This is a genomic window from Streptomyces spongiicola, from assembly GCF_003122365.1.
GTDB classification, from domain to species: Bacteria; Actinomycetota; Actinomycetes; order Streptomycetales; family Streptomycetaceae; genus Streptomyces; species Streptomyces spongiicola.
Map to the genome: position 1 here is coordinate 3,691,276 of NZ_CP029254.1, position 23,986 is coordinate 3,715,261.

Annotated in this window: 19 protein-coding genes and 1 pseudogene; 10 read left to right on the forward strand and 10 right to left on the reverse strand. The window is 69.4% G+C overall.

What is annotated here, in order from left to right; all coding sequences use genetic code 11:
* Positions 1-34: 34 nt before the first annotated feature.
* From DDQ41_RS16205 to DDQ41_RS16220, 4 genes are all read right to left on the reverse strand, one after another.
* Positions 35-2,491: an ABC transporter permease gene (locus DDQ41_RS16205; RefSeq protein WP_109295132.1), complete on the reverse strand. Its 2,457-nt coding sequence runs from the start codon at positions 2,489-2,491 to the stop codon at positions 35-37.
* The gene (locus DDQ41_RS16210) at positions 2,485-3,222 is read right to left on the reverse strand and encodes an ABC transporter ATP-binding protein (protein ID WP_109295133.1); all 738 of its coding nucleotides are present in this window, start codon (positions 3,220-3,222) and stop codon (positions 2,485-2,487) included. Before DDQ41_RS16210 ends, DDQ41_RS16205 begins: the two co-directional genes overlap by 7 nt.
* Positions 3,223-3,372: 150 nt before the next feature.
* Positions 3,373-3,888, reverse strand: a complete 516-nt coding sequence (locus tag DDQ41_RS16215; RefSeq protein ID WP_109295134.1) for a DedA family protein — start codon at positions 3,886-3,888, stop codon at positions 3,373-3,375.
* A 174-nt stretch (positions 3,889-4,062) separates the two neighbouring features.
* A complete protein-coding gene (locus tag DDQ41_RS16220; RefSeq protein WP_262508477.1) occupies positions 4,063-5,841 on the reverse strand; it encodes an AfsR/SARP family transcriptional regulator in 1,779 nt (592 codons plus the stop codon).
* A 353-nt stretch (positions 5,842-6,194) separates the two neighbouring features.
* On the opposite strand from DDQ41_RS16220, the gene DDQ41_RS16225 reads away from it, so the two are divergent.
* The 3 genes from DDQ41_RS16225 (at position 6,195) to DDQ41_RS16235 (ending at position 9,396) form a co-directional block, all read left to right on the forward strand.
* Positions 6,195-7,466 (forward strand): sensor histidine kinase, encoded by a 1,272-nt coding sequence (locus DDQ41_RS16225; RefSeq protein WP_109295136.1) that lies wholly within the window; start codon positions 6,195-6,197, stop codon positions 7,464-7,466.
* Positions 7,466-8,098 carry a response regulator transcription factor gene (locus tag DDQ41_RS16230; protein ID WP_109295137.1) on the forward strand — a complete coding sequence of 211 codons (633 nt, stop codon included), beginning with the start codon at positions 7,466-7,468 and terminating at the stop codon, positions 8,096-8,098. Before DDQ41_RS16225 ends, DDQ41_RS16230 begins: the two co-directional genes overlap by 1 nt.
* A 422-nt stretch (positions 8,099-8,520) precedes the next feature.
* On the forward strand, positions 8,521-9,396 hold the full coding sequence (locus DDQ41_RS16235; RefSeq protein WP_109295138.1) for a helix-turn-helix domain-containing protein: 876 nt from the start codon (positions 8,521-8,523) through the stop codon (positions 9,394-9,396).
* Between the two features lie 27 nt (positions 9,397-9,423).
* On the opposite strand, the gene DDQ41_RS16240 is transcribed toward DDQ41_RS16235, so the two are convergent.
* Positions 9,424-9,873: an NUDIX domain-containing protein gene (locus DDQ41_RS16240; RefSeq protein ID WP_109295139.1), complete on the reverse strand. Its 450-nt coding sequence runs from the start codon at positions 9,871-9,873 to the stop codon at positions 9,424-9,426.
* Between the two features lie 321 nt (positions 9,874-10,194).
* Between DDQ41_RS16240 and DDQ41_RS16245 the strand changes: the two genes are divergently transcribed.
* On the forward strand, positions 10,195-11,892 hold the full coding sequence (locus tag DDQ41_RS16245; RefSeq protein ID WP_109297466.1) for an IS1634 family transposase: 1,698 nt from the start codon (positions 10,195-10,197) through the stop codon (positions 11,890-11,892).
* Positions 11,893-11,985: 93 nt separating this feature from the next.
* Here the strand turns inward: DDQ41_RS16245 and DDQ41_RS16250 are convergent, their stop codons facing one another.
* Positions 11,986-13,155, reverse strand: coding sequence for an MAB_1171c family putative transporter (locus tag DDQ41_RS16250; protein WP_262508478.1), 1,170 nt, complete (start codon positions 13,153-13,155; stop codon positions 11,986-11,988).
* A 437-nt stretch (positions 13,156-13,592) separates the two neighbouring features.
* Here DDQ41_RS16250 and DDQ41_RS16260 point away from each other — a divergent pair, with 437 nt between their 5' ends.
* A complete protein-coding gene (locus DDQ41_RS16260) occupies positions 13,593-14,135 on the forward strand; it encodes a hypothetical protein (protein ID WP_109294923.1) in 543 nt (180 codons plus the stop codon).
* A 7-nt stretch (positions 14,136-14,142) separates the two neighbouring features.
* Here the strand turns inward: DDQ41_RS16260 and DDQ41_RS16265 are convergent, their stop codons facing one another.
* Positions 14,143-15,093, reverse strand: coding sequence for an IS5 family transposase (locus DDQ41_RS16265; RefSeq protein ID WP_109294922.1), 951 nt, complete (start codon positions 15,091-15,093; stop codon positions 14,143-14,145).
* A gap of 153 nt (positions 15,094-15,246) precedes the next feature.
* Between DDQ41_RS16265 and DDQ41_RS31335 the strand changes: the two genes are divergently transcribed.
* Entirely contained in the window at positions 15,247-15,504 is a 258-nt protein-coding gene (locus DDQ41_RS31335; protein WP_162602696.1) for a hypothetical protein, read from the forward strand.
* Positions 15,505-16,063: 559 nt separating this feature from the next.
* Here DDQ41_RS31335 and DDQ41_RS16275 read toward each other — a convergent pair.
* The gene (locus tag DDQ41_RS16275; protein WP_262508436.1) at positions 16,064-17,491 is read right to left on the reverse strand and encodes an IS1380 family transposase; all 1,428 of its coding nucleotides are present in this window, start codon (positions 17,489-17,491) and stop codon (positions 16,064-16,066) included.
* Between the two features lie 1,403 nt (positions 17,492-18,894).
* Between DDQ41_RS16275 and DDQ41_RS16280 the strand changes: the two genes are divergently transcribed.
* The 3 genes from DDQ41_RS16280 (at position 18,895) to DDQ41_RS16290 (ending at position 21,794) form a co-directional block, all read left to right on the forward strand.
* A complete protein-coding gene (locus DDQ41_RS16280) occupies positions 18,895-20,334 on the forward strand; it encodes a DUF2252 domain-containing protein (RefSeq protein ID WP_109295141.1) in 1,440 nt (479 codons plus the stop codon).
* A gap of 58 nt (positions 20,335-20,392) precedes the next feature.
* Positions 20,393-21,361 (forward strand): hypothetical protein, encoded by a 969-nt coding sequence (locus DDQ41_RS16285; protein ID WP_109295142.1) that lies wholly within the window; start codon positions 20,393-20,395, stop codon positions 21,359-21,361.
* Between the two features lie 88 nt (positions 21,362-21,449).
* The gene (locus tag DDQ41_RS16290) at positions 21,450-21,794 is read left to right on the forward strand and encodes a rhodanese-like domain-containing protein (RefSeq protein ID WP_109295143.1); all 345 of its coding nucleotides are present in this window, start codon (positions 21,450-21,452) and stop codon (positions 21,792-21,794) included.
* 8 nt (positions 21,795-21,802) lie between these two features.
* Here DDQ41_RS16290 and DDQ41_RS16295 read toward each other — a convergent pair.
* A pseudogene (locus DDQ41_RS16295) lies at positions 21,803-22,054 on the reverse strand (hypothetical protein); the annotation flags it as partial.
* A gap of 74 nt (positions 22,055-22,128) precedes the next feature.
* On the opposite strand from DDQ41_RS16295, the gene DDQ41_RS16300 reads away from it, so the two are divergent.
* Positions 22,129-22,671: a DapH/DapD/GlmU-related protein gene (locus tag DDQ41_RS16300; protein WP_167450260.1), complete on the forward strand. Its 543-nt coding sequence runs from the start codon at positions 22,129-22,131 to the stop codon at positions 22,669-22,671.
* Positions 22,672-22,829: 158 nt separating this feature from the next.
* On the opposite strand, the gene DDQ41_RS16305 is transcribed toward DDQ41_RS16300, so the two are convergent.
* Positions 22,830-23,984: an acyl-CoA dehydrogenase family protein gene (locus tag DDQ41_RS16305; RefSeq protein ID WP_109295145.1), complete on the reverse strand. Its 1,155-nt coding sequence runs from the start codon at positions 23,982-23,984 to the stop codon at positions 22,830-22,832.
* Positions 23,985-23,986: the final 2 nt, after the last annotated feature.

Below are 23,986 nucleotides of genomic sequence, written 5' to 3' on the forward strand. Positions count from 1 at the left end.
ACGGGGGATAACCGCTCGGCGCCGGGTCAGAAGGTCACTCCGGTGTGCCCGCCAGCTCCACCGCCCTGCGGCGCAGGGAGAGGCCGGCCGGAGCGACCGCGGAGATCACGGCGAGCACCGCGCAGGTGCCCATGGCCGCCGCGAGCGTCGCCCACGGGATCTCGATGGACGTCCACACCGAGAGCAGGCCCAGCGCGCTCCACATGCCCAACAGGTTGAGCCCGGCGACCAGCGCTCCCAGCAGTCCGCCGACCATGACCACCATCAGCGCCTCGGCGCCCACCATCCGCAGCACCTGCCACCTGGTGGCGCCGGCCAGCCGCAGCACAGCCAGCTCGCGGACCCGGTCGGAGGTCGCCATGACCATCGTGTTGGCCAGTGAGATGCCGGTGTAGAGGAGGGCGATCCCGAGGACCAGGAAGAAGCCCATCCGGGTCGTCCGGTTGGTCTCGGGGTACGTCGCCCGTACCCAGGCGTCCCTGGTGAGGACCTCCCCGCCTGACGCCCGTACCGCCTGACGCAGACCTGCGGCCACGGTGGCCGTGCCGGCACCGTCCGCGAGGCGTACGTCGACCCGGTCGACGGGCGCCGCAGGGGCGTTGCGTGGGGTGACGTAGACGCCGTTGTTGCCGGTGCCGATGGTCATGACCGCGGCGATCTTCAGGGACTTCCTCGTGCCGTCGCCCACCCACACGTCCACTCGCTCGCCCACGGCGTGCTTCTCCCACTCCTCATTGACGATGATCGAGTCGTCGTCCAGATCGCTCACCCTCCCCGCGGTGAGCGGGAGACGGGCCGTTGCCGCGAGCGGTCCCGGCTCGACGGCCCTGGCATCGGACCTGATGAGCGCCATGCCGTCCTCCAGGACGTACACGGCGCTCGACGAGCTCGCTGAGACCTCGGCGCCGGACACGGCCTGAAGCCGCTTCAGCGTCGGCTCGTCGAAGCCGGCATCGCCCGCCGGAGTGACCACGAAGTCGGCGGCCGCCTGCTCGCGTACCTCGGTGGCCTTGGCCTCGTTGAGGGTGGCGGTGGCCCCCAGCAGCGAGCCCGCCAGCGCGACCGTGACCAGCACGGGCGCCGCGACGGCGGCGGTGCGGCGCACCCCGGCGGCGGCGTTCTCCCGAACCAGCATCCCGCCGGCGCCGGGCAGTTGGGCCGGCAGCCAGGCGATTAGCCGGGCCAGTGGCCGCACCAGCACCGGCGCGAGCAGCGCGACCGCGGTGATCAGCAGCATGGGCCGGCTCACATAGGTCTTGCGCTGCAGCAGGTCGCCCGGGTTCGTCACCAGGGCAAATGCCAGCGTCACCGCAGCGGTGATCAGCAGGGCCGCGCCGAACAGCCAGCGGCCCCATGTCATCGGCCGGGTGTCCACGGACGCCTCGCGCAGCGCCTCGGTGGGACCGGTGCGCCCCGCCCGCCAGGACGCGGCCAGCACGCCGCACAGGGCCACGAACAGGCCCGTCCAGAACGCCATGTGGTAGGGCCAGGTGTAGTCGCCGATGGCGAACCAGCGGGGCGCGAGGCTCTCGCCGACCGCCCACTCGGCGAGCACGGGAGCCCCGTAGGAACCGAGCACACAGCCGGCGGCCGAGGCGAGCACACCGACCGCGAGCGCCTCATAGACGACCATGCGGCGGATCTGCCCCGGGGTCGCCCCGGCGGTGCGCAGCAGCCCGAACTCGCGGCGCCGCTGGGCCACCGCGAACGCGAAGGTCGAGGCCACCACGAACACCGACACGAACCCGGTGACGCCTCCGGCCGTGCCGAACATGGCGTTCATCGCGGTGAGGGCCTCGCTGTCCCGGTCGGGGTCGGCATCGGCGTACCGGCGCGCGTCCCCGGTGAGGACCTGGACGCCCTCGCTGCCGCGCACCGCCTCGTGCACGGCAGCCGCATCGGCGTCGACCACGAGCTGGAGGCTGCGCGGCGACAGCTCGGCAGCGCGGGTGTCGGTGTAGAACACGGCGTCCTCGAAGCCGAGCCCGGCCACGGTGCCGACGACGCGCACCGTGCCGCCGTCAGTTCGCACCCGGGTGCCCGGACGGGCCCAGTCACCGCTGACGACGACCTCGTCCGCAGCCTCGGGCGCGCGCCCCGCCTCGAGCTCGTACGGCGCGAAAGCCGCGGTGGACCAGGGGTGACCCACCAGATCGGCGGGCCCGCCCTCGGACCGCACCGCGAACGACCGGTCCTCGACGACCGTCCCGAGGTCCCGCAGCTTCGCGACTACGTCGTCGGGCACGGCACGCGGCTGCGCGAGCTTCTGGGTGCGGTCGCCGATCGAGGTGGGCACCTCAAGGGTGTCCTGGCCCTTGACAATGACCGGCGCGGCGGCGAACCGCTCCGGCCCCCGGCCGGGTGCGTCCAGCGAGGACGCCAGGGCCAGCCCCATCACGGCGATCAGCGCCACGCCCAGGGAGAGGGCGACGAAACTGCCGACGAAGGTGACCCAGCGGGTGCGCAGGGTGCGCAGCGTGGTGCTCAGCACGGCGCCGCCTCGAGTTTGGTCATGCGCGACGCGATGTCCTCGGCGGAGGCGCTGACCAACTCGCCGTTGACACGGCCGTCGACGAGGAAGACGACGCGGTCGGCGTAGGAGGCGGCGACCGGGTCGTGGGTGACCATGATGATCGTCTGGCCGTCCCGGTCGACCATGCCGCGCAGCAGGGTCAGCACCTCGCGGCTGGTCTGCGAGTCGAGCGCGCCGGTCGGCTCGTCGCCGAACAGCACTTCGGGACGGGTGATCAGGGCGCGGGCCAGGGCAACCCGCTGCTGCTGGCCGCCGGACATCTCCGTCGGGCGGTGCCGCGCCCGGTCGCCGAGTCCGACCTGTTCGAGCACCTCGCGCACCTGGGTCTTCTTCGGGCGGCGGCCGGCCAGCCGCAGCGGCAGGGCCACGTTCTGCTCGGCGGTCAGCGAGGGCAGCAGGTTGAACGCCTGGAACACAAAGCCGATGCGCTCGCGGCGCAGCAGGGTCAGCTTGGTCTCGCTCAGCCTGGTCAGCTCGGTGTCGCCCACGGTGACCGAGCCCGACGTGGGCCGGTCCAGGCCCGCGGCGCACTGCAGCAGGGTCGACTTGCCGGACCCGGAGGGGCCCATCACGGCGGTGAAGGTCCCCCTCGGGAAGGCGAGCGATACCTGGTCGAGGGCGGTGACGGACGTGCCGCCCGAGCCGTACCGCCGGGTCACGGAGCGCAATCGGATCGCGTCGTTGCTCATGTGTTCCAACTCGTGTCGGTGTCGGTCCTCCCGCGCACCTGGGCGGGACGGAATCTTCGGGGAACGGCACAGGTAGTGGCCGTTTTCGGGGCGGCCCGGGCACCCGTGCCGCAGTGGCGGATGGCAGGTGTCGGCGGACCCTGAGCCCGGTCACCCGGGCCCGGCCGGGCCCATGACGTAACCGATCAGGACGAAGGCAGGTGCCCAGACCGCGCTGCTGAGCACGGACCAGAGCAGATAGCGGCGCAGCGGCATCCTGGTCGCCCCGCACAGGGTCGGTACGAGGGTGCGCAGGACGGCGGTGAAACGGCCCACGAACACCGCGCCGCCGCCCCGACGCTCGATCAGCCCCAGGGCGCGCTCGGTGACCCGGCGGTGACGGGAGCGGCTCGTCATCCGGGCCATCAGCCGCTCCTTCCAGCGGCTTCCGATGGCGTACCCGGCCAGGTTGCCCAGTACCGCGCCGACGAGCGCGGTCAGCAGTGCTGCCTCGACCGTGACGTGTCCGTGCCAGGCAAGCACCCCGCTCAGCACCACCGCGGTCTGACCGGGCAGCAACGCGCCGACGACCGGGAGTGCCGCCTCCAGAGCGGGCAGCAGCAGCACTGCGGCGAGGATGCCGAAGCTGCCATACACCAGCATCTGATCAGCCAGCCATGCCGTCATGGGGCGCCGCCTCCCTCGTCTCCGTGTTGCCTCCACGAAACCGCGGGGAACCCTCGGGACGCACTGCGGCAGGGGCGAGACTTGGGGTAGTGCCAAACCTACCCCCGGCGTCGGGCTCGGCTCACCCCTGGCCGCCTCCCACCGGGGCCGCCGCCCCCGGTGGGGGGGCACCGCTCAGCCCGCCCGTAGCAACTCGCCCTCCGCAGGGAAGTCCTCCAGGCTCGCCGCGGTGAGACGGAGCAAGGGATGGAAGCAGTAACAAGGCGCGCCCGTGGCGTCGATGCCGTGTGCCTCCAGAAGCGACGCCTCGACCAGCCGTTCCAGGAACTCCTCGGCCGCGTTCTCGGGCAGCCTGAGCAGCACCGCAGCCGCCATCGCGGTGAACTCGCCTGCCGCGCATACGGCGAGTCGGCAAATCAAGTCACGCTCAGAAAGCGGACGTTGCCGCAAGGCTGCGGACAGTATCTGCCTTACGTCGAGCGTGCTCACCCGTAACTCCTCGATGCGGGAGGCCGGATCAGCCAGGCGACGCGCGAGCCGTGTCATCTGCCAGTGCGGCCGAGCGGCGAGCCGGGCGGCGGCGGCCCGCAGCGCGAGCGGCAGCTTTCCGCAGGCCTCGACCACGGCGTGGGCTGCCTCGGGCTCCGCGGAGATCCGGTCGCCCCCAGCGATCACGGAGAGCAGGTCCAGGGACTCACCGGTCTCCATGGGGTCCAGCGCCACGGTCCACGAACCGGGCACCGCAGAGAGCCGGTTGCGGCTTGTCACCAGGACGGCGGAATCGGTCGTGTCCGGCAGCAACGGGTCCAACTGCAACTCGTTCGCCGCGTCGTCCAACAGGATCAGCAGCTTACGGCCTGCTGTCCGGGTCCGGTACCTGCGGACCAGCTCCTCCGTCCGGGCGAGCTCGCCGTTCGGGGCCAGCACGTTCTCGGAGGTCGCGCCGAGTGCCCGCAGCAGCGTGACCAGGACCTCGCCGCAGTCAGCGACGGTGCCGTCGTCGGAGCGCAGCTGGACATACAGCAAGCCATCCGGGAATTGGTCGGCCACGGCGTGAGCGACCCGTAAGGCGAGCGCGGTCTTGCCAACCCCCGGCATCCCGCTGATCAGCAGTCGGCGGGGCTGGAACGCGGCACGCCCGTTCGCCTCCTTCGACGTCAACCGCCTGCACAACACGTCGAACTCCCGCTCCCGGCCTATGAAGTCGGCCGGGAGCGGCGGAATCATGACAGGCGGCGCACTCACTGCCGGCACAGCAGACGTCAGGCTCGGCGCGGGCTGTGGGAGGTTGTCCAGCTCTCCGCTCAGCAAGGACTGATAGGCGGTGGTGAGATCAGGCCCGGGGCCCACGCCCAGCTCCTCGGCGAGCACCTCGCGCCCCTCATGAAAGGTGCGCAGCGCCTCGGCCTGCCGCCCGCACCGGTACAGCGCGGCCATCAATTGCGCGCGCAGTCGCTCCCGGACCGGAAATTCACCGACGAGCCGGGCGAGTTCGGAGGTGAGCTGCCCGTGCCTGCCGAGCGCGAGGTCCGCCTCGATCCGGTGCTCCAGAGCGCTCATCCGCTCCTCCTCAAGCTGCGGCAGCTCCGCCTCCGCGAGGTGCGGCGTGACATCGGCCAGCGCCGGTCCCTGCCACAGGTCGAGTGCCTGCCGAAGGGTTTCGGCGGCCTGCGTCCACCGCCGCTCCTCCATAGCCCGCCGCCCGAGTCGCTCCAACCTCCCGAACTCGACGACGTCGACACGCGCCGCGTCGGCGACCAGCAGGTAACCAGGCTGGCGGCGAACCAGGTCGACCTTGGGCCCGAGGAGTTTTCGCAGTCTCGATATGTAGGTGTAGATTTGAGCGTTCCACGTGGCCGGCGGATCCCACCCCCACAGCAGTTCGCTCAGCCTCCCGTCACTCACCACGCGTCCACGGGCGAGCAACAGCGCGGCCAGAACTGTATGCATCATGGTGCCTGACACCGCGATGCGACGCGCCCCGTCTCTCGCCTCGACTGGTCCGAGAAGCCGGAATTCCATGTAAACCCCCCACTTGAGCGGCCGAACGTAGGCAGCCGCGGCTGGATCAGAACGTCGGAGCGTCGGTCTTACGAACCTTGATTGCGCCACAATTGAGTGGAACTCCGCCTTCCTGTTGGCAGCAGACCGCGGTGGCGAGCCCCTGCACTCTCCGCCGCGTGACCTCCAGTCCGGTACGGGGGTGGGGCTGGCCCTACCCCCGATCCACGCCCTGGACCGATGGCACCGGATGGGTTCGCCCATCTACGGTGCTCCCCATGCACCCTCGGAATGTGTGGCAGGCCATGTCCCATCCGGGATTCCTGCTGTCGGTCTGGCCCTGGCGCTCCGTCGCGTATCTGCTCACCGGCGCGGTGACCGGCGCCGCTGCCCTGGTGGTGATCGTGACGGTGACGGCTGTCTCCGGAGCACTTGCCATCGTCCTGGTGGGGCTGCCCCTGCTCGTCGTGGTCGCCCTCAGCGGGATCCCGGTGGCCTGGGTGGAGCGGCGCAGACTGCGCCTGATCGACCGCGATCCAGCGGTCGGCCAGCACCAGGAGCCGGCCGCACCGGGGTTGTGGCCCTGGCTGACCACCCGGCTGCGTGAGCAGGCGACCTGGCGAGAGCTCGGACACGCGCTGCTGTTCGCCGGACTGCTGTGGCCGATCGACGCGCTGGTAGTCACGGTCGCCCTGCTCTTCCCGGTGTCCATGGTCGCCACCCCGTTGATGATGGCCACGGTCGGCGACGGCCACGAGACGAAGGTGCTCAAACAGTGGACGATCACCACATGGCCGACCGCGTTCGGTGTTGCCGTGCTCGGTCTGCTCCTCATGGGCTTGTGCTGCTATGTGCTCGGTATCGCGGCGGGCGCCCGCGCCGAACTGACCCGGCTGCTGATCGCCTCCCGCGAGGGCGAACTCGACGCCAAGGTGGTCGAACTGGCCCGTTCCCGTTTCCGGCTGGTGGACGCCTTCGAGGCGGAGCGGCGCCGCATCGAGCGGGATCTGCACGATGGTGCGCAACAGCGGCTGGTGGCCCTGACAATGGCCCTCGGTCTGGCCCGGCTGGACGCACCGCCCGGCCCGCTCGCCGACCAACTCGCCAAGGCCCACGAGGAAGCGGGCAAGGCGCTCGCGGAACTGCGCGAGCTCATCCACGGCATCCATCCCAAGATCCTCGCGGACTACGGCCTGGAGGCCGCCGTCGCCGATGCCGCGGACCGCTCCGTGGTCCCCGTCGATGTCGACCTCGAACTGCCAGGTCGGCCGCCCCAGGCGGTCGAGTCCGCGGCGTACTTCGTGGTCTGCGAGGCGCTCGCCAACGTCGCCAAGCACAGCGGGGCCGACCGCGCGCAGGTAAGCGGCGGTCACCGCGACGGCCGCCTGTTCCTCCAGGTGCGCGACGACGGCCGAGGCGGCGCGGAACCCTCGGCGGGCAGCGGACTCACCGGTCTCGGGGATCGGGTATCGGTTCTCGATGGCAGACTTGCCCTGTCCAGCCCACCGGGTGGACCGACCCTGTTACTTGTGGAGTTTCCTTGCGAGTTGACCAAAGCGGCCGACCGCTCCGTGTAGTGCTGGCCGAGGACAGCGTGCTGCTGCGGGAAGGGCTCATCGGCCTGCTCAGCCGCTGTGGAAACGAGGTGGTGGCGGCAGTGGGGGACGCGGAGGCGCTGGTCGCTGCGGTCGAGGAGCACGCCCCCGACATTGTGGTGACGGACGTGCGCATGCCGCCCGGTTTCCAGGACGAAGGGCTGCACGCGGCGGTGCGGCTGCGCGAGACGCGGCCCACTCTGCCGGTCCTGGTGCTCAGCCAGTACGTGCAGCGGACCTATGCCTCCGAGCTCTTGGACTCCGGTGACGGCTCGGGGGTCGGTTACCTGCTGAAGGACCGCGTCGGCCAGGTCGAGGCGTTCGTCGACGCACTGCACGAGGTCGCGGACGGCGGGACGGTGGTCGACCCCGAGGTGGTGCGCCAGTTGTTGCGCCGCCGCCGCGATCCGCTGGAGCGGCTCACTCCGCGCGAGCGTGAGGTGCTGGCGCTGATCGCGGAGGGCAAGTCCAACGGCGCCATCGCAAAGGAACTGGTGGTCTCCGAGGCCGCGATCGGCAAGCACATCAGCAGCATCCTCACCAAGCTGGACCTGCCTCCGACGGATGAGACCCACCGCAGGGTGCTGGCCGTCCTCACCTATCTGAGGTCCTGACCAGCGGCCCGGGCGTAACGGGTCACCGTACGGCCCTTGAGAGCAGCCGGAGGCTCTCGCTGCGGCCAGGCCCGATCTCGTGTCCGACCTTTCGATCTCCAAATGCGACACCCCCGTTGACTGAGCTGTACTGACATTTGTGGAGCCCTGATGCGGTCCTGGCCGTGGTTGAGACGACCTGTGCTGGTGATGTCTCTCGCCCGTAGATGCGCATGGGCGGCAACTCGGACGCCGTCGCCGCAACCTTCGGTGGCCGGGGTCGACCCGCTTCCCCGCAGGAAACGGGTTGTTCTACAGTGAGTAAATTGGGCAGTCGAGCCGTAGGCCAGCCACCCCGCCGATCACTAAAAGGCGAAACTATCGCCTTTCGGTGATCCGATCAAGTGGCCAGAGTGCTTGCGCGAACCCCATGGAGTACCTGTATGCCCGACCGCGTCTTCGACGGCAGCAAGCTGCGCGATCGCCGCCTGGCCAAACGCCTGTCGCAGGCCGACCTGGCCGCAGGCTTGAACGTCAAGACAAACGCTGTTTACCGCTGGGAGAACCAACTGGCCACGCCGCCGCAGGAACGCCTGCCGGCGATCGCCGCGATGGTCGAGGCCGAACTCGACGAGCTCTTTCCGCGGCTGGGGCCACCCAACCTCGCCGATCTGCGCTGCGACGCCGGCATGAGGCAGTCGGACACCACGTGCTACACCAATACTGCGTCGCCGATGCCGATCCGCGCGGCCGAACAGGGAAGGCGAGCACTGTCCGATGAGGCGGTGACGGCGCTGGCAGCCGCCTACAACGTCACCCGCGCGGAACTGCTGGCCGCGCAGAGGCGATCTTTCGGTCACGACGTGCCAGCCGTAAGGCCGGAGAGGACGACGTCGTCACCACAGGTCGTCAGCACTATCGCCGGGAAGATCAAGTACTTGCAGGCGGAGGTTTACGACGAGGCTGTGCCCTCGGACGCGGACCTCGCCTCGTCCGGCAACCGTAAGAGTGGCCGGCCTCTCCTGACGGAAGAACTGGTAAGGGACTTGCGCGTGGGTAGGCTGCCCACCGCCCCGGACGACGTTCTCGAAGCCCTGGCTCTGGCTTTCGACGTCCCTCCGGTGTTCTTCCGTAGCAGCGATCTGGAGATCGGCCGCCTGGTCGTCTCAGCGCGCGCCATGCGCAGCCAGTTCACGGTCATGGCCGCGCGTGGCGGAGAGCAGAAGATTCCGCAGGAAGTACAGGACGAACTCCGGGACTTCATCAGCGACACCATGGCGGAGATCCTCGGCTCCGATGCTGACGACGTGCCGACGTAGCAGTTGCCCCACCGTCGGTATCTTCTCCTAGCCCACGACCTCCAGGTGGACGGTACTGCCGTCCGTGAGCGCGCCGAGCGCCGCGCCCCACAGGGGCCTGCGTGACGGCGGGATCTCGTTTCGGGAGATCTCACCAGGTGCGCTGAAGCGGAAGGCTGTGAGTTCACTTTCCTGCAACACGATCGCGTGCTGCTGCTCAGTGGTGAGCGTTCCGCCGTCGAACACCCAGTAGATGTGCGCGCCGTCCGTAGTGTGCACGTAGGCGGACAGCAGGAGGCGCCCAGGTGTCTGGTCGATGCCAAGCTCCTCCTTGAGCTCACGCTGGCATGCCTGTCTGGGAGTCTCGTCCTCGTCGACTCCGCCCCCCGGCAGATTCCAGCCGTCCTTGTATCCGGGCTTGACGATGAGGTACTCACCATCGCCATTGGCCAGGACGGCCGCAGCAGACATGGTCGGTCGAGCGGGACTGGCGTTCATCAGTTGCTCCTCGCCTCTGAAGATCAGGTGTAGTCGGCAGCGGTCCTCGTCAGCAGGGCGCGGGCTTCGGACTTGCGGATGCGGCTGTACGCTGCGGCCACAGCCCGCAAGTGCGGCACTTCGTGCCGTGGGTCGGTACCTGGGTCGAAAGGGTACGGTGCTAGAGCCTGAGTTCCGCAGTTCGTAGGCACATACGGGTCTGTCGATCAGTGTCTGCGCAGGTCACGGTGTTTCGGTGCATGCGCGTCGCGTGAATCGCGTGGGCACACGCCTAGTCCATGAGGTATTGATCTTCTTGCTGTGATCGTTGATGCTGTGGGCATGTACTTGCGGACCACCCAGCGGAAGAACAAGAACGGCACGACGGTTCGCTATGTTCAGCTCGCGCACAACCGGCGGGTGGGCGGCACTACGCAGGCCGAGGTGGTGCACAATTTCGGCCGCGAGGACCAGCTCGACACCGACGGCCTGCGCCGTCTGGTCGCCTCGATCAACCGCTACCTGGGCGAGGACGGCGCTGACGCGGCCGCTCCGGCGGCCGGCGGCGGCCTGCAGGTGACCGGCTCGCGCCCGCTCGGGGCGGTCTGGCTTCTGCAGGGCCTGTGGCGGCAGTTGGAGATCGACGCCGCCCTGAAGAAGATCCTCGGCGCGCGCCGGTTCCGCACCGACGTCGAGCGCGTGCTGTTCGCACTGGCCGCCAACCGTGCCATCGCCCCGGCCTCCAAGCTGTCGGCGGCCGAGTGGGCCGGCCGCGACGCGGTGATACCCGGCCTGGAGGCCATGGACGAGAACCAGGCATACCGGGCCATGGACCTGCTGGTGGAGGCCGACGCCCAGGCTGAAGTGCAGGAAGCGGTGTTCTTCGCGGTCGCCAACCTCCTCAACCTCGAAGTCGACCTGCTGTTCTTCGACACCACCAATACCTACTTCGAACGCGACGAACCCGACGAGGGCGAGACCCCGTTCCGCGCCTACGGCAAGAGCAAGGACCACCGCGACGACCTGCCGCAGATCACCATCGGACTGGCTGTCACCAAAGAGGGCGTCCCGGTCCGGTGTTGGTGCTGGCCCGGCGGCACCAGCGACCAGGCGATCCTGCCGCAGGTCAAGGACGACATGCGCGACTGGAAGCTGGGCCGCGTGATCACCGTGGTCGACCGCGGCTTCTCCTCCGCGGACAATCTCGCCTACCTCACCCGCGCCGGCGGCCACTACATCGCCGGGATGCGCATGCGTGACGGAGGCGACCTGGCCGAGGCCGCGCTCGCCCGGCAGGGCCGCTACCAGAGCGTCCGCGACAACCTGCGCGTCAAGGAAGTCAAGCTCGACCAGGCCCCGGGCCGGCGCTTCGTCATCTGCCACAACCCTGCCCAGGAGGAACGCGACCGTCGCCATCGCGAGGAGGCCATCAAGCGGATCGAGGCCGAACTGGAGCGGATCCGGTCCCAGCGTGAACGTGACGCCAAGCGCGCGACCACAGCCAAGGCGCGGGAGCGGGCGGAGGCCGCCCACGTGCGCGCCGAGTGCGCGCTGATCGAACACCCCACCCTGAAGCGGTGGTTGAGAACGTCGAAGAACGGACGGCTGGCCATCGACCGCGCCAAGGTCAAGGCCGAGGAGCGTCTCGACGGCAAGTACCTGCTGACCAGCTCCGATCCGCACCTGAGTGCCGAGGAGATCGCGGTCGGCTACAAGGCTCTCCTGGAAGCCGAGCGCGGATTTCGTGATCTGAAAACGGTGCTGGAACTACGACCGGTCTTTCACCGTCTCGAACACCGCATCCGCGCCCACGTGCTGCTGTGCTGGCTCGCACTGCTGCTGATCCGCGTCGCCGAACGCCGCACCGGACAGACCTGGAACCGGATCAGCACCGAACTCGGCCGCGTGCACGAGGTCACCCTCACCGGCGACGCCGGACAGATCACCCAGACCACCCCGCTCACCAGCCAGCAGGCCGCCCTCTACCGCGCCTGCGGCATCAAACCGCCGCCACGGATCACCGCCGCAGACCCGGCCTGACCAGCCACAACGTGCCCACGTGGGCACACGCCCGCACGGGCGCCATCCCGACGTTTCCGCAGCTCAATCCCTGTTTTCGACTCATCCGCATGCCTACCAACTGCGGAACTCAGGTAGAGGGGCCGGCTTGTCGGGAGTCGCAGGCCCTTCGCACAGCAGAGCGGAGCGGATCCACAGTGCCTCGGCCCGGATCTCGGTGCCGTGGAGGTCATCCGGCACGCTCTGCGCATGGTCGCGGGCTCGCTCGACAAGGTCTGCTGGGGCTCGTCGCCGCAGTTCGAAGATCACGTCGCGGATGTCGACCGTGTAGCGGTTGAGGCGCACGAGCAAGGAAGCGTCAGGGCTCGCGAACACGTCGCGGAAAGTATCGAGGGCCTGGCCGACGAGCGGCAGACGCGCGAAGAGCCGACTGGGCCTGTGGCGGACGACGTCAGGTGCGGCCATCGCCAACTCCTTCCAGAGCCAGTGCAGCGAGAGGAGGTTGCGGACCGCCCGGTACCGCTCGGAGGCCGCTCGGCTGACGGGCGCTATGGCGCCGATCCCCCAGAGCAGCGAGAACAGGTAGAGCAGGGAGTCGGTGAGTGCCTCCTGGGTCTGGCTGGTGCTGTCGGACACCGTCGTCACAGTGATCGTCACCACGAAGGCGGTACGCAGCAGCACGTACAGCACGGCCAGGACCATCGCGGAAGACATGAGGAGCATCCCGATACGGACCGACCGAACCGGGGTCGTTCGGGCTGCGCCGCCCCACTGGACGGCACAGACCGCGGCGGCCGCACCCATGTAGAGGTAGAACAGGCCCATGTAGATCGGCAGACCCAGATCTCCCTCGTGGCGCTCCAGGAAGAACAGTGTGCTGGTGTCCGGCGGGTCCAGCAGGAAGAAGAAGGCGGTCGTCATGACGGCGATCGTGCCGACCGAGGCGCGCGCAGCGATCCGGTGAACGACGGCGGATATGCGCGCGCTGCGTCGTACGTCGGCGTCGGCGTCCGCGTACACCGCGGTGACATAGCGGAGCAACACGCAGATTCCGATGATCGCCGTGGCGTGCTTGACCAGGAAGCCGAGATCGGGGGTTCCTGTCGCGTCCAGGAGATTGTTGACTGCGGATGTTCGGCACAGCCAGCTCACCGCAAGTGCTGCGAAAGCACCCCACAGTGAGCGCTCGCGACGGCGCCCGTTCAAGGCGGACTTGACCCTCAGGACGGCTTGGATAGTCAGAAGGCCTGCGATCGCGTAAGCGAACGCGTCGGTCACAGTCATGGCTTCCTTACAGGGCGGCGTCGTTATGGAACGGGTAGGCGAAGTCTGCGGCGAGGTGTCTGGCTACGGAGTCTTCGATGAGGTTGGAGCTAGTGGCTCGCTGGCTGATGAGGGCCGCTGCGTCCTCGGTGCGCTGCTCGATGGCGGTGTCATAACGACGCCGTCCGGCGGCTTGGCCGTCAGCTACCAGTTGCTCGACTCGAGCCGGTGTGAGATCTCGCAGAACCTCGTCGGTGCCTATGACTCCAGTGGAATCCTCTGCCCAGAGGTGGACGAGCTCGTGCACTTTGATCTGCCGCTCGTGCGAGGGCGAACCGCCGCTTACTAGCTGTTTCTCAACCGATCAGGCGTCTGAGCTGCATGTTTGCGGTTTGTGATCTTCGTGGGCGGGTGTGCAGGGTGGTGGTGTCTTCGTTGCCGAGCCCGGAGGTTCTGCTGTGCCCACGCCCGCCGCTGTCATGACGCGCCGACTGCGCGCCTTCGAAGCCCGTGCCGTCGAGCTCCGGCAGCGGATCACCGCTCTGGAGGAGGAAGCGGCCCAGGTGGACAGGGAGATCGCCCGCTGGCGTATCGGCAGCGAGATCTGGGACGAGGTCGAACAGGAACTGCGCGGTGATGCCGGTGTGGCTGCTGTTTCCTGCAGCCCGTCCGACAACAGGGAGGCGCCGGCCGACGCGGAGGTAGGGAGCCCTGCCGGCGCAGGTGCCGGCGCTGGAACCGGAGCCGGAGGTGAGTCGCGGTATGTGCCGCAACGGCAGGAGGACTCCGATCCCAGCAGGCTGCCCGGCCTCTACTCGAAGATCGTCGAGTTCGTGAGGGAAGCGCAGGAACCGGTGCGGGCTCGGGAGGTGGCCCAGGCATTGTTCGGTGAGGGGGCCGGTCGCAGTCGGCAGGAGGGTGTGCGCTGTCAGCTCAAGCGGCTCGTCCAGCGGGACTGGCTGACCAGCGCCGACGGCCGGGAGTTCACCGCGGCAGGATGACGGGCGCTCACACCCGCCGGGCCCGTCCGGCGGCCGCCTCGTGGTCCGCGGCGGCCAGGCGGCGGGTCATGAGGGTGACCATGGCCCACTTCACGTAGCTCTCGTGGGCGGCGGCGGTGCGCTCGTAATCACGCACCAGGCGACGGCAGTTCACCAGCCAGGCGAACGTGCGCTCGACCACCCAACGTCTCGGGATCACCACGAAGCCGGCTCTGTCGTCGCCGCGGCGGGACACCTCGACCTTCATGCCGAGGGCGTGCAGGGCCCAATCCACCAGGGCGCCCGCATAGCCGCTGTCGGCCCACACCAGACGCACCCGCGTGAACAGGGAACGCACCCGTTCCAGGAGGGCCACACCCGCGTCGCGGTCCTGCAGGTCCGCGGCGGTGACCATCACCACCAGCAGCAGACCCAGACAGTCCACGGCGATGTGACGCTTGGAACCCGACACATTCTTCGCCCCGTCGTACCCGCGCCGCTCCCCGGTCAGGGTGGAGGCGCCGCGCAGGGACTGGGAATCGACGATCGCCGCACTCGGCTCGGGATCGTCCCGCCCTTCCACGATGCGTACCTGCTCCCGCAGCCTCTCGTGCAGCACGTCCAGGAGCTCGTCCGTGTGCCAGCGATGCTGGAATGCGTAGACGGCCGACCAGGGCGGGAAGTCGGGCGGCATCGCCCTCCACTTGATGCCGTTGTCGACGAAGTACCGCACCGCATCGATCATTTCGCGGTGGCAGAAACCCTCCGGGTTGCCCCCGCGGCCACACAGCCAGCCCGGCACAGGCATCACCCGCCGGACGATCTGCCATTCCTCGTCCGTCAGATCGGTCGCGTAGACGCGGGCCCGCAGCGGCCGGTCACCGGCATTGCCGTACAAGTGAGCGAGACAGTCACACTCCGCGGCGAACCGCAGGTCGGGCAACGGACGATCGGACAGGACGACGGTAGCGTTCTGCATGACGGGGCTTTGTTCCTCGCGTGGCTGGCTTAGACAACCGACACGCTATGAACAGGGCCCCGTTCCCATGCCCACTCCCGCACTCCGTCACCTGATCCAGGACACCGTACGGGACGTCATCGAACGCCCGACGGTAGAGAAACAGCTAGTTAGATGCAGGATCAGGTCGAGTGGCCGGACGTCGTGTTTGATCCAGAGGCCGCAGAATCCAGTGAGGTTGGCGAGGTGGACCGGCATGGGCTTCAGGAAGATACGTCGGCCGCGGGCCTGCTCGATATTCGCAACGAACCGATCGAGATCGAAGGGCTGTGGGATCGGCATGGAGGCCACCAGGCGCTCGGTCTCGTGCCGCAAAAGGCGTCGTCTGTGCCGGGCTCGCAACTGGTTGAGAGCACCGTTGATGATGCCTGAGCCAGGGTGTCGCCTCGGCTGCGTCATCACCCACGCCCCTCTCCGGCCTCATGCCCGAAGAGAAACAGAGAGCGCAACCAGCAGCTCGCACTCAATAGCATGCCAGGCAGTGCCGTAGCGAGGCGCCAGAATCTTCTAGTAGCCAACCCAACGGACACGCTCGTGAGGAAACAATGGATGGAAAGTGCGAATATGGGGTTACCTGGACGGCCCACACCGCCGCCCGGCACGGCCGTATCTATTCACGCCTCGCCCCCATTGCTAGTCGGCCACTTGGCTTCAGAACTCATCAGCAGTTGGCTCAACAATCGCAGCTGACTCAATCACCGCCTGACTGCCAGCACACCACCCGACAATAGGATTGGCGCGAATAACCCCTCTTGACCTCGATCCGTCAGCTGGGGTTGGTCGTTGATCGGCTTGGCGGTTCGCCCGTAATGTCCTCTGCCGTTCGAGGGTGGGCCGTCGCGTGACGCTGCGGGGTGCGCCGGGGTTCCACGTCTCCCGGGGTGGTGCGGTCCTCTCCTCTCCGGTTCTCGTTGGGGTGGTTGCTGGTGGGTCAGGTGGCGGCCGGGAGGTCGGTCAGCCGCCGCCAGGCGGTGGTGAACGCGTTCGCCCAGGGCCAGGTGTGCTCGATCCGTAGCCATCGGCGGCGGGCGTGTTTCGCGAGGCGGGCCGGGAGGTGGTAGAGCCGGAAGCGGATGGTGTCCGGTTCTGCGTGGGCCAGGTCGGGGTGATCGTGCAGGGTGAGCAGGCGGAGCCAGGCGTCGAGGTCGGCGGCGAGGTTCGTGCTCAGCATCCATGCCTGGTTGATCTGCCAGGACTTGGAGGGCAGGTTGTGCAGGCCCATCGCCTTGTTCGCTTTCACCTGGTCCTCGACCACCGCGTGGTGGCGGTGCAGGACATCCAGCCACTGGATCTGGTGGGAGCCGGGGATCCGGGCCATCCTGGAGATGTTGGTGGCGGTGATCGAGTACTTCCAGCCGGTCTTCTTCTCGAAGGCGGTGAGGTCCTTCGTGTGGCGGCCGGACGGCTTGACCCGGCGGACGATCAGCCGCATCCCCTTGATCCAGCCCTCCCGGCGGTTCAGCCCGCTCAACTCGGCCACGAAGTAGCCTTCCTGGAGGCTGCCGTCCTGCTTGATGGAGGTCTCCCAGGCTCTCTCGGGCAGGCGGGCGATGGCCTTCTCGTCCTCGTCGGTGATGGTCCAGCCGGTGGTGAAGCGGACCGTGCGCCGCATCGTGTTCAGATCCCGCAGGTGTTCGTGCAGGCCGTGGGTGGCCCCGGCGCCGTCCGCGCGCACCAGGATCTTCGCCGTCGAGGCTCCGGGGACCTGGGCGAGTGCCTCGCGCAGCACGCGGATGTGGTCGGCCACCGTGTTCGAGCCGGCGTTGCCCGCGCGCAGCAGCATCGCCAGGCACTCGCCGGTGTTCGCACACCACGCGGCCAGGGGATGGAACCCGAACGACTTCTTCCAGGTCGCCGCGGCGCCCTGCTTCTTCGAGGCCGCCGTGATGATCGTGGCGTCCATGTCGATCACCACCCAGCGGTGCAGGTGCTTACCCGCGATCGTCAGCCACGGAAACCCGCCCGGCCGCAGGTGCAGCAGGCTCCAGACGTGCCGACGCACCCGGGCCCGCACCCGAGCGATCTTCGCGAGGACCTCGGCGTCCATCGCCGCCAGCGTCCGCCGGGTCGTCGAGTCGGACACCGTCGCCCCGAACAAGCCCTGGTGGTGTGCCTGCAACTGCTCGGCGTCCGACAGGTTCGCCGCCCCCAGCACGATCGCCACGGCGAGCTGCACGACCACCACCGCCCGATCCCGCCAGCCGGCCCCCGTCCCGGCGGGCAGCACAGGCGCCAGCGCACTCGTCAACCCCGTACGGTCGGCCAGCCGGCGCAGCAGCACCGCTCCGGCATGCCCGATCAGCCCCTTGCCGTCGGCGACCACGGACAACCGCCGGTCCCACCCTGTAGGCTCGCTCACCAGATTGGTGCCCTGACTCTCGCAGCGGATACGACCTCGACACTCGCATCCTTGCAGGTCAGCGGCACCTTTCTGCTACCGGGGCGTCAGATCCCCCAATTCCGCTGAATATCCAGGGTTGATGGCGCGTTCGAGTCGATCTATCGCAGGGCCGTCATCTGCTGCGTCCAGGGTGTGCTTCAGCCCATCCCGCATCGGCCGAGCCACCCTCGCCCTACCCATCGCGCTGAGCGAGGACCTTGACCTGTAGGTCCCCGCGCAGACATCCCCGGCAAGCCCCGAAGCCACGGAGGCCTGACCGGTGACGTTCGCCCGTTGGCCGCGCCGCCGCACCCGACGGGCGCTGGGGCGCGGCCTGTCCTGCTTCGAGGCCCGGCTGCCCAGCAGGGTGCCCAGCATCGGCTTCACCGCTCGCATCACGGCCAGCCTCCTCACTGCCCCTGTACCCGCAGAGTGCGGCCGAGCTCGCGGCCGCGATCCGGGCCACCCGGTACCAAGCGGCCTCCGACGTCGCACACGACTGTGACCCCGCCGACGGTGCCACCGCCCGCGACGTCTGCGGAGGCCACCTCGCCCGCCGCTGGTCCCTCGCCACGGAGCCGCCCGTCGAGTAGGGGTGATGCCGGCCGACAGCGTTGATCAGGACGGTGGGAAACGATCTACATCAGCGTGGGAAGCGATCTCTGAAGGTGACCGTATTGCCGCTGACCAGCGCGTTTCGTCGGTGCCCCACCAATCCACCACGAGGCACCGGTTTTCGATGCTTCTGATCAGTGGCGGTACGGCTCTCATCGTTATCACGGTGGGAGCCGTTTTTCTTGGGTTTCGGGGCCGGGAGCAGGGCCGATGGTGCAGGCGGCCGGCCGGTGCCCGTCGGGTGGGGTGGTGGCGGACCAGCGGTCGATCTTGCGGCGTCTCGGGCCGCGACAGAGGAATCCGCTCTCTGACAGCACTTTGGAGGATCGCGGCGGCGACCACCGCATGCGCGGCGACCGGCGGGCGCTCCCAGTGCCCGGAATCGGTCTCCGCGGGCACGGGCAGCGATGTGCGGCCGACTGCGGATCAGCGCCGGCCGGGACGCCCGCCGTGCCTCACCCCGGGGCACCCCGGGAAGGTGCCCCGGTGGCACCGGCGAAGCGGTCGGTGTGGTGATCACGGTGCGGGCGCTTCGCCCCGGCGGACCCTCGTCGCCTCCCCGCCCGCCGCGGTTCAGCGCGTTTCGCCCGCTCTCCGCGCACCCCGCATGCGCACTGCCGGACCGAACTCGTGGCGAGCTCCACCCGGGGTCCGGTGGCGGCCGCAACGGGGCGGGGTGGTTTTCCACAGGGGGAGACGGCGGACCTGTCCGGCGGTACGGTCATGGCCACTTGATGTTGCACGACAGCGGGGGAGGCGGTCACGCCATGAGTGGGGCCGAAGCGGTGGCGTACCGGCGGACGGCGTCGGAGGAGGCGCGCATACCGGAGGTCGCGGGGTTCGCCCGCCGGGTACCGGGCGGGGTGCCCGACTCCCCCAAGCGGGACGGCAGGGCTCTGCGCCGGCAGGTGCCGCGTTCCTCCCATGACGTGCTGGTGTCTGCCGGGGGCCGTCCCGATGCGGTGCAGGCCGTTGAGGAGTCCGGCCGGGGCCGGGTCCCCGAACTCACACCGATCCGTGTGGGCAGGATGGCGGCCGCCCCGTTCGCGTTTCTGCGCGGTTCCGCCGGGCTGATGGCCCACGACCTGGCGGGCACGCCGGTCACCGGCATCGCGGCGCAGATCTGCGGTGACGCACACGCCGCCAACTTCGGTCTGTACGGTGATGCGCGCGGCAGTCTCGTGATCGACCTCAACGACTTCGACGAGACCGCCGTGGGCCCCTGGGAGTGGGACCTCAAGCGGCTGGCCACCTCTCTCGTGCTCGCCGGCCGAGAGGCGGGCGCCGACGAGGACGAGTGCCGCAAGGCCGCGTTCGACGCGGCCGGCTCGTACCGGCGCACCATGCGGTTGCTGGCCAGACTCCCGGTGCTGGACGCGTGGAACGCCATCGCGGACGAGGAACTCGTCTCGCACGCCGACGCGCGTGACCTCGTCGGCACGCTGGAGCGGGTCTCGGAGAAGGCCAAGAACAACACGAGCGCCCGTTTCGCCGCCAAGTCGACCGAGGAGTCCGACGACGGGGGCCGTCGTTTCGTGGACTCCCCGCCGGTACTGCGCCGGGTCTCCGATGCGGAGGCCGCGGCGGTAGCCGCGTCGCTCGCCGGGTATCTGGATACCGTCTCGGAGGACCGCCTGCCGCTGCTCGCGCGCTATGCGATCCACGATGTGGCGTTCCGGGTCGTCGGCACCGGAAGCGTGGGGACCCGGTCGTATGTGGTGCTGCTGCTGGACCACCGGGGCGAGCCGCTCGTGCTCCAGGTGAAGGAGGCACGCCCCTCGGTGCTGACGCCCCATCTGCCCGCGGCCGGCTTCGAGCCCGCCGGTGTCCCGCACGAAGGGCGTCGTGTGGTGATGGGGCAGAAGCGGATGCAGGTGGTCAGCGACAACCTGCTGGGATGGACGACGGTGGAGGGCAGGCCCTTCCAGGTGCGGCAGTTCCGCAACCGGAAGGGCAGCGTGGATCCGGCTGCCCTCGCGGCCGACGAGGTGGACGACTACGCCCGTATGACGGGTGCGCTGCTGGCCAGGGCGCATGCGCACAGTGTCGATCCGCGGCTGGTCGCCGGCTACTGCGGCAAGGGTGAGGAACTGGACGAGGCGGTGGCCGGCTTCGCCGTCCGCTACGCCGACCGGACCGAGGCCGATCATGCCGATCTGGTCGCCGCGGTCCGCAGCGGCCGGATATCCGCCGAGCTCGGGGTGTGACGGAGGCATTGTCCGTCCGTGCCCCTGGACGGCCGGTGCTCTGCCATACGCTGGGCGGGTGACTCAGGACGCTCCCGGGGGCCCGGCCACCCGGAACGAGGACGAGCAGGACGGCCAGCCCGTGGACGATCGGAATGCGCAGAGCGCTCGCCCGGCGCAGGAGGGGCCCGGCGCGCGTGGGCCTGGCGCGGACACGCCTGGCGCGGACGAGGGGGGCGCGGACGAGGCGGGCGACGGTTCCGCCGAGGAGTCCGTGCGTGCCGCGGCCCGGCTGGAGAAGGCCGTGCGCGCTGCCGAGCAGGCCCTGATCGAGTTCGAGATCGCGGTCGAGACCTTCCGGGTCGAGGTGGAGAACTTCTCCCGGCTGCACCACCAGAAGCTCGGCCCCATGTACTCCCGTCTGGACGAGCTCGACGCACTCATCGCCGAGGCCCGGGCCGCCCGCAGCGGCGATCCCGAGGACCAGCGCAAGGCCCGGGAGGCCCGGGCCGCGGTGATGCCGATGCCCGGTGTCGAGGAGCTCTTCCACGGCTGGATCGACTCCGAGGGCCTGTCCGCCGAGGCAGCGGCCATGCTCACGGATCGGCCCGTGCAGCCTCCCAGGCGGGTGCGGCCCACGGACGAGGCCCGCAGGCTCTACCGCGAGCTTGCCCGCAGGGCCCACCCGGATCTCGCTCAGGAGGACACCGAGCGCGCCCGCCGGGAGGCGTTCATCACCCGGGTCAACGCCGCGTACGCGCGAGGTGACGAGCAACTGCTTCGGGAGCTGACCCGGGAGTGGGAGGCGGGTCCGGCACCGGAGGAGGTGCGACCGGGCGAGACCGAGGAACTCTACGCCCGCCTGGAATGGCTGGCGCGGCGCAAGGAACTGCTGTCCGTGGTCGCCCAGGACCTGGAGGAAAGCGCGATCGGCGCGATGCTGCGGATGGCGCCCGACGACCCCGACCGGCTGCTCGAGGACATCGCGGAGCAGCTGCTTGCCCAGGTCGCGGAGCGAGAGTCGGAGTTGGCCGCGCTGGTGCAGTAGGTTTTCGCCAGAGACGCCCGGTCGCCCGCGCCCGCACGTGCGGCGAACGCGAGCCGGCACGAGTCCAGGTACGAGAAAGGCCGGAACCATGAACTTCGCCCCGCTGCCCTCGGTGGACGCCGCTTCCGTGCCCGTCGGCGGCCTGGTGCTCGACGTCCGGGAGCACGACGAGTGGGCGGCCGGCCATGTCGAGGGTGCGCTGCACGTCCCGATCAGCGACTTCGCGGCCCGCTTCGGCGAGGTCACCGAGGCCGTGGCCGATGGCCGCCGCGCCTATGTGATGTGCCGGGTCGGCGGCCGGTCCGCCCAGGTCACCCGGTATCTGGTGCAGCAGGGCATTGACGCCGTGAACGTCGAGGGTGGTATGCAGGCATGGGACGCCGCAGGGCGTCTCATGGTCACGGACAGCGGAAAGGATGCCTACGTCCTCTAGGAGCTGCGCTATTCCAAGGGGCAGGTGATCGTGCGAGGTAGCGAGCGGAGGGTGTCTTGTCCGGTGTGGCCGTTGCGCCGGATCACGGTGGTGAGTATGCGCTGAACGACGCGGGCGATGACGCCGTGGGGTGTGCGTCCTTGGTGCTGTTCGAGGTCGAGGCCTCTCCTGAAGGTCTCGTTGACCGACTCGATGATCTGCCGCAGCGGCTTGAACAGGGATCCACAACGCACTGAGCCGGGGATACCCGTCCTTGAGGGCGGGGAGGATGCCGAACAGCGAGCTCGGGCACCTTCGTTCCCGCCCCTACGGGCACCCTTGAAAGGATCGCGGCTTGTCCAGCGACCGTCTCATGCGCATCCACAGCACCGAGTTCCAAGCCATGGCCGAGAGGGTCCTGCGGGTCACCGAGCTCACCTCGCACCTGAACGCCCTGCCTTTCGCAGACGAGGCGGGCAAGGCGAAACTGTTCGGAGAGATCCTCGGCAAGCCACTGCCACCGAGAGTCACGATCTATCCGCCCTTCTACACGGACCACGGCCTGAACCTCGACCTCGCCGAGCGCGTCTTCATCAATCAGAACTGCACGTTCCTGGACTATGCCGGCATCCGGCTCGGCGAGCGCGTGATGATCGGACCGAAGGTCACGTTCATCACCAGCGGCCACCCGGTTGATCCCGGGGAGCGGCGGCTGTATCTCACCGGCGCTCCCATCGACGTCGCGGAGAACGTGTGGATCGGTGCCGGTGCCACGATCCTGCCCGGCGTCAGTATCGGCCGTGATGCCGTGGTTGCCGCCGGTGCGGTCGTGGCCGATGACGTTCCGCCGGCAAGCCTGGTGACCGGTAGCAAGGCGGCCGTGTACCGGCAGTGGTGAGGGACCCGACTGAGCCGTGCCGCGGCCGCGGCTGATGGCAGTCGTGCATCACCTCGGAAGTCTCATGGGCCGGCCCTGCCGGACGCGGGCAGCAGGCGCCGCTCCGGCGCCTGCTGCCCGGGGTCGGCAGGGCGCCGCCCGCAGGCGTGTCGGTGCCGTCAGCCGAGCGGGTGCGACGCGAGCAGTTCTCCCAGGGCCTCCTCGTGAGCCGCGGCCGGCCCGAGGCCGAGTTCCAGTTGTTTGGCCCACGCGTGGTACCGGTGCAGCGCGTAGTCCGTGTCCGCGCCGAAGCCGCCGTGCAGATGCTGTGCCGTCTGGACGACCCGGCGCACACCCTCGGACGCCCAGATCTTCGCGACCGCCACATCACCCGACACGGGCAGCGGGCCGCCCACCGATCCGTTCCGGTCGTCGGCACCGAGCCGCCATGCCGCCTGCCAGAGGGTCGCCTCCATCGCGCGCAGATCGATGTAGCGGTCGGCGGCCTGTACGGCCACGGCCTGGAAGGTGGCGACCGGAAAGCCGAACTGCTCACGCTTGCCGGTGTACTCGCTGGTCATGGACAGGACCTGTTCGCCCAGGCCGAGGGCCAGTGCGCAGGTGCCGGTGGTGAGCAGGCCGCGCAGCCAGTCCCACGAGCCCTCGGTGTCGATCACATCGCCGCCGTCGATCCGCACCCCGTCGAGCCGGACTTCGGCGAGGAGTTCTCCGCTGGTGGAGATCTGTCCGGCGAGTGACAACCCGTCCCGGAGCCGGGGAACGAGAGCGATCACGGCTCGGCCGTCCTCGGCGTGCGCGGGAACGGCGATCAGATCCGCGCACTGCGCCCACGGTACGGCGGTCTGGACACCGTCGAGGAGCCAGGCGCCGTCGCCGGGAGCGCGACGGGCGGAGACGGCGAGTTCGGCAGGGTCGTGGCCGGTGCGTCCGCTGGTGGCGGCCGTCAGCACGACCTCACCGCGGCCGACCCGCGGCAGCAGCCGCGAGGCGCACTCGGAGCCGCCGAAGCGCCGGACGGCAGCCGCGACCGCGCCCGTCTCCAGCAGTGGCACCCGCGCCAGCATTCTCGCTGATTCCCGCAGTACCAGGCAGAGGGCGACGGGGTCCAGGCCGGCACCGCCGTGCTCGGGGCCCAGGACCAGGCTCAGCAGGTCGGCGGCGGCCAGCCGGGCCCAGAGTGCCCGGTCGATGTCGTCCGCCACGGCACCGGCGGTGAGAGCGGGGCTCGGGACCGCGTCCGGTGCGACGCCCGAGAAAACCGCCCTGGCCGCCTCGACGGCCGCTTGCTGCTCCTCGGTGAAGGTGAAGTCCACAG